Below are 4,597 nucleotides of genomic sequence, written 5' to 3'. Positions count from 1 at the left end.
GCACGCTCGGCGTGGGCATTCGTCACCATGCCCGTCCCGCCACAGGTATAGCCGGAAAGCGGGAGATGCGACCCGTGACCGTCCTGTCGTAGGGGGCAGTCGGGAGCGCGACAAGGTGTGAACGACCGGGCACACAAGCCCGGCCGCTCACGGCCGAGAAGGTGACCGCGGACAGTCTTCTGTCTCGTGCCGCGCATGAAGTCAGCCCGTGAGCGGACGAGTTGATCCACGACGTAGAGCAATGCCTGCGGCGCGAGATCCCCGAGCTGTGGGACGAACCGGATATCGCACAGATGACGGGGGAGCGCGTCGCCGAGCACGTCATCGCCACACTTTTCGGCATCGAGCACGACATCGAGTCAAGGCGGATCGATCCGCCGGCCGCCGACGCAGAGCGCGCGCGTCGGCTGGCTCAGCGCGGGAAGCCGGTCACAGCGATGCTGCGTGCCTTCCGGCTCGCGCAGGGCCGTATCCTCGACCGGCTGCTCGAAAAGCTGCCCCGGCTCAGCAGCGATGCAGAGCCGATCAACGCGGCGACACGCAAGCTGATCGCACTGGCGACCGAGTACATGGACCGCATATCGGAGACGGGCGTCCTGGCCTTCTAGGAGGAGCGGGATCGCCAGGTGCAGTGGCGGCTGTCGGTGGTGAACGAGGCGGGCGTACGCGTCGGGGCGACCCTGGACATCGCCCGCACCGCCCAGGAGTTGGCGGACCTGGCCACCGAGCACTCCGCCGACGCCGTCACCGTCGACCTCCTCGACACGTCTTCAGGAGAGGAGCTTCCTGCGAAGGGCACACTCTTGGTCCGCCGGGTCGCCCAGCGGTCGGTGATGGACGGTTACCCCGAGACGACCTACCTGGAAGCGATCTACGGGGAATCGGCGGTCCGCCGCAGCAGCTCCACAGGTATCCGGGCGGATCACCACCGGCTCGCGCCCTGGTCACCGGCCGGCCCTCACGGCACCACCTCGGCCCGTCCGCATCAATACTGCTGGTACCGCTGTGCGCCCGTGGCACCACGCTGGGTGTCGCTCAGTTCTTCCGTCACCACAAGCCCGACGCGTAGGGGGACGAGGACCTGCTCCTCGCCCAGGAGATCGCAGCCAGGGCGGCGGTGGCCATCGACAACGCCCGCCGCTGGGCGGCCTGTCGTTCGAGGCGGCGGAGATCGACCTGCCCGAGGGCAGCCTCATCGCCCTCTACACCGACGGCCTGATCGAGGCCCTCGACCACGACATCGAGGCGGGCCTCACCCGAATGTGCCACGCCCTCGCGCAGTCCTCCGCCTCCCTGGAGGCGACCTGCGACACCGTCCTCGAAGCGCTGCTGCCCGCAGACCGACCGCACGACGACGTGGCACTCCTACTGGCCCGCACCCACGCCCTCGGGGACCGTCAGGTCGCCACTTGGGACGTGACTTGGGATGTCGTTTTGCCGCCGCTTCCTTGATCAACAGCCGTGACTTTTGATGTCGTCACTTGTTCTGTGTGGTGACTGTGTGGCCGCGGCACCGTGCAGCTCCGGCGTGGATGGCTACAGACAGTGACAAGATCTCCAGCATGGCGGGACACCATGAGGCCGAGCGGGCTGCTCGATAACCGCCGACTGGGTGACCGGCAAGGCGCTCAGCCGTCGGGGAGCGGCCGGCCTTGCCATGGGCCAGAGCTGGCACCGTACCGGCTCCAGGCAGCCGAACCCGAAAGCCAAGCAGCCGGGCGAACTACCCTGGAGACGGAGAGGACGCGGACCATGACGGATGCTGAGAGGCAGTCCGACAAGGTCGGGCTGGACCGGTCGGAAGGGTTCGGTGAGCGGCTGCTGGGGCTGCTGCTGGACCGGGAGCCGCAGATGCCGCCGCAGCTGGTCGCGCCGCTGATCGCGGAAGAGATTGCCCGGATCGGTGGCCGGGAGGTCTCGATCCTCCTGCAGGACTACGGCCAGGACGTGCTGGCCCCCTTGCCGGGCAGGCGGCTGACGGTCGGCGAGGCTGAGCCGATTGATACCTCCGACGCCGGTGTGGCCTTCCTGCGCGCAACCCCTGTCGAGGTACCTCAGGCCGACGGCGTCCGGATGTTCCTGCCGTTGCTGGACGGCAGCGATCAGGTGGGGGTGATGGCTCTCACCCTGGACGCCGTCGATGACGATGACCGGCGTCTTTTGCACAGGCTCGCCAGCTTGGTCGCCGACATGCTGGTCACCAAGAACAGCTACACCGACCAGTTCTTCCTGGCCCGGCGACGCGAACCGATGAGCGTGGCTGCTGAGATGCAGTGGTCCCTGCTGCCGCCGCTGATGATGGACGTGCCCCAGATTGCGGTGGCCGGAATCCTGGAGCCCGCCTATGACGTCGCCGGTGACAGCTTCGACTACGCCCTCAACGACGACATCCTGCACGTGGCCGTGGTCGACGCGATGGGACACGGCCTGGACGCCGCCACCATGGCGACCGTCACTATCGGCGCCTACCGACACGCCCGACGCGGCGACATCGCCCTGGGCGAGATCTATGCGTTCATGGACCGGGCCATCGCCAAGCAGTTCGGCCCCGAGCATTTCGTCACCGCTGAGATGATGCGTCTGGACATCACAACAGGTCACCTGCAATGGGTCAACGCGGGCCATCCCGCACCGCTGCTCATCCGGAACGGCGAGGTCATCCAGCAACTCCAGAGCCCGACTACCTTGCCGGTCGGCTTGGGCGGTGAAGCGCCCCAGATCAGCGAGCTGATGCTCCAGCGCGGCGACCGTGTGCTGTGCTTCACCGACGGGGTGATCGAGGAGCACGAAGTCGGCGAGGATCAGTTCGGTTTGGAACAACTCATCGACTGTGTCAACCGCACCGAGCAGGCCGACGCAGGAGTACGCGCGGTAGTGCGTGCCCTCTCCCATACGCTGAAGCAGGAACGGGGCGGCAGGACCAGCGACGACGCGACGCTCTTCCTCCTCGAGTGGCGCGGGGGCGTCGCCGACCACCTCGCCAGCCTGGACTGAATCGACAGCCGCCGCTCGTGCCAACAAGCTGGCCGCGCTGTCACTCGATCACGAGTTCCTGGCCGAGTTGAGCAAGGTCCTCCGCTGCACCGTCCTCGTCGGGGTGCGCGTCGGCGACGCCCTCGTCCACGCCGACCATGCCGGTCAGGAGTCGCCCAGCCTGACTTTCGTCGCGCGCACCCACGCCCGTCGCCCCCTCTTCACGACCGCTGCCGGCAAGACTCTGCTCGCCAACGTCCCCGACGAGGAGATGTACCGGCTCCTGGAGCTGGCCGGTGCGGAACAGGCAGGAGAGGTCCGGCAGTTCCTCGCCGAGCTCCCCGAGATCCGCTCCCGCCGACTCGCCTTCAACCGCGGAGTCACATTCAAGGACGCCTTTGCCGTGGCCACGCCCCTACTGGCATCCGACGGCAGTCCGATAGCGGCGATCAGCGCAGCCGTCGACCCCGCAGAAGCGGATCGCCTCGACGACGTCGGCGAGGAACTCAAGAAGGCAATCGCCGTTCTCGGCCCCCGGTACGGGCTCAACCACGCCTGATCCCCGCGCCGGCAAGCGGCCCGGCTGTCACCCTCCGGTGATATCCAGCCGCCGCGGCAGCCACCGGAGCCCGCCTCAACGGACCTCCACCAGCAGGAGGGCGGTGTCGTCGGCACGCTCTCCTGCCGGCCGGGCGCGGGCGAGAAGTGTGTCGGCGATGTCGTCCAGCGGGCCGGTGGCTTCGGAGAGCACTGCAGCGAAGGGGTCATCCTGCTCGGCGACTCCGCATGGTGCATGACCCTGCACTCCGGGCAGGGTTCCGGCATGGGCATCGCGGGCGCCGAACTGCTGGCCCGGCTGCTCGCCGAACACGGACCACCTGCCCGCCGCCCTCGGCGTGTGGGAGCAACGGCTGCGCCCGTTCGTCACCTGCCACCAGAGGGGGCCCTGCGCATGCGGCACCTCTTCATGCCCGCCCACCGCTTCGGGCACGCCGCCCGCCGCACCCTCATCCGAGCGGCCAACATCCCTGTCGGCTCCGAGCTCACCAAGACCCTTGTGAACTGACCCTCCATACAAGACCGTGGGCGCCGGTGCTCCCTCACGCACCGGCGCCCACTCACCCCTGCCCGAGGTGGTCTTGATGAACTTTCTGTTCAGTTGTCAGGGGACGAGGATGAGGCGGATCGGGTCGCCGATCTTGTTCTCCAGCCGGTTGACCGCGTCGGCGGCCTCGGCGAGCGGGATGTGGTCGGTGATGGAGGGGGCCAGGTCGAGCCGGCCGACCTCGGCCAGCCGGACCAGCTCGGTGACGGACTCGGGGGTGCCGCCGTAGTGGCCGCGCACCTGCTTGCCCAGGTAGTTGAAGGTCAGGCCCTCGCTGATGGTGATCGGCCTGGGGCTGATGCCGACCAGGATGAGGACTCCGTTCAGGCCGAGCACGGAGGCGGCCTGCTCGCGGACCGCCGGCACGCCGGCGCAGTCGAAGGCGAAGTCCAGGCCCTGCCCGGCGGTGGCCGCGCGGACCTGGTCGGCGAAGTCGGGGGCGGCCGGGTCCAGGGCGAAATCCGCGCCGAATTCCAGGGCACGCTCCCGGGCGCCGGGCAGCGGGTCGATGGCGATGAT

General features: G+C 68.5%; 7 protein-coding genes. 5 read left to right on the top strand and 2 right to left on the bottom strand.

Annotated elements, in window-relative coordinates; all coding sequences use genetic code 11:
* Positions 1-221 precede the first annotated feature (221 nt).
* On the top strand, positions 222-608 hold the full coding sequence (locus ABT009_RS47250; protein WP_351309617.1) for an RsbRD N-terminal domain-containing protein: 387 nt from the start codon (positions 222-224) through the stop codon (positions 606-608).
* On the opposite strand, the gene ABT009_RS47245 is transcribed toward ABT009_RS47250, so the two are convergent.
* Positions 605-748 carry a hypothetical protein gene (locus ABT009_RS47245; RefSeq protein ID WP_351309614.1) on the bottom strand — a complete coding sequence of 48 codons (144 nt, stop codon included), beginning with the start codon at positions 746-748 and terminating at the stop codon, positions 605-607. The two genes, ABT009_RS47250 and ABT009_RS47245, sit on opposite strands and share 4 nt — an antisense overlap.
* 257 nt (positions 749-1,005) lie before the next feature.
* On the opposite strand from ABT009_RS47245, the gene ABT009_RS47240 reads away from it, so the two are divergent.
* The 4 genes from ABT009_RS47240 to ABT009_RS47225 all read left to right on the top strand — a co-directional run bounded on the left by ABT009_RS47240 (position 1,006) and on the right by ABT009_RS47225 (position 4,039).
* The gene (locus ABT009_RS47240) at positions 1,006-1,452 is read left to right on the top strand and encodes a SpoIIE family protein phosphatase (RefSeq protein ID WP_351309611.1); all 447 of its coding nucleotides are present in this window, start codon (positions 1,006-1,008) and stop codon (positions 1,450-1,452) included.
* Positions 1,453-1,752: 300 nt separating this feature from the next.
* Positions 1,753-2,994: a PP2C family protein-serine/threonine phosphatase gene (locus ABT009_RS47235; protein WP_351309608.1), complete on the top strand. Its 1,242-nt coding sequence runs from the start codon at positions 1,753-1,755 to the stop codon at positions 2,992-2,994.
* A 28-nt stretch (positions 2,995-3,022) separates the two neighbouring features.
* Complete coding sequence (locus ABT009_RS47230; RefSeq protein WP_502990110.1) at positions 3,023-3,532, top strand: IclR family transcriptional regulator domain-containing protein; 510 nt, start codon at positions 3,023-3,025, stop codon at positions 3,530-3,532.
* 234 nt (positions 3,533-3,766) lie between these two features.
* Entirely contained in the window at positions 3,767-4,039 is a 273-nt protein-coding gene (locus tag ABT009_RS47225; RefSeq protein WP_351309602.1) for a hypothetical protein, read from the top strand.
* 96 nt (positions 4,040-4,135) lie between these two features.
* On the opposite strand, the gene ABT009_RS47220 is transcribed toward ABT009_RS47225, so the two are convergent.
* On the bottom strand, positions 4,136-4,597 hold a 462-nt coding region (locus tag ABT009_RS47220; RefSeq protein ID WP_351309600.1), incomplete at its 5' end, for a zinc-binding dehydrogenase.

Origin of the sequence: Streptomyces sp. NPDC002896, from assembly GCF_040295225.1 — a bacterium.
GTDB lineage: Bacteria > Actinomycetota > Actinomycetes > Streptomycetales > Streptomycetaceae > Streptomyces.
The sequence above is the reverse complement of the archived record's forward strand: the minus strand, read 5'-3'. Positions and strand labels throughout refer to the sequence as shown.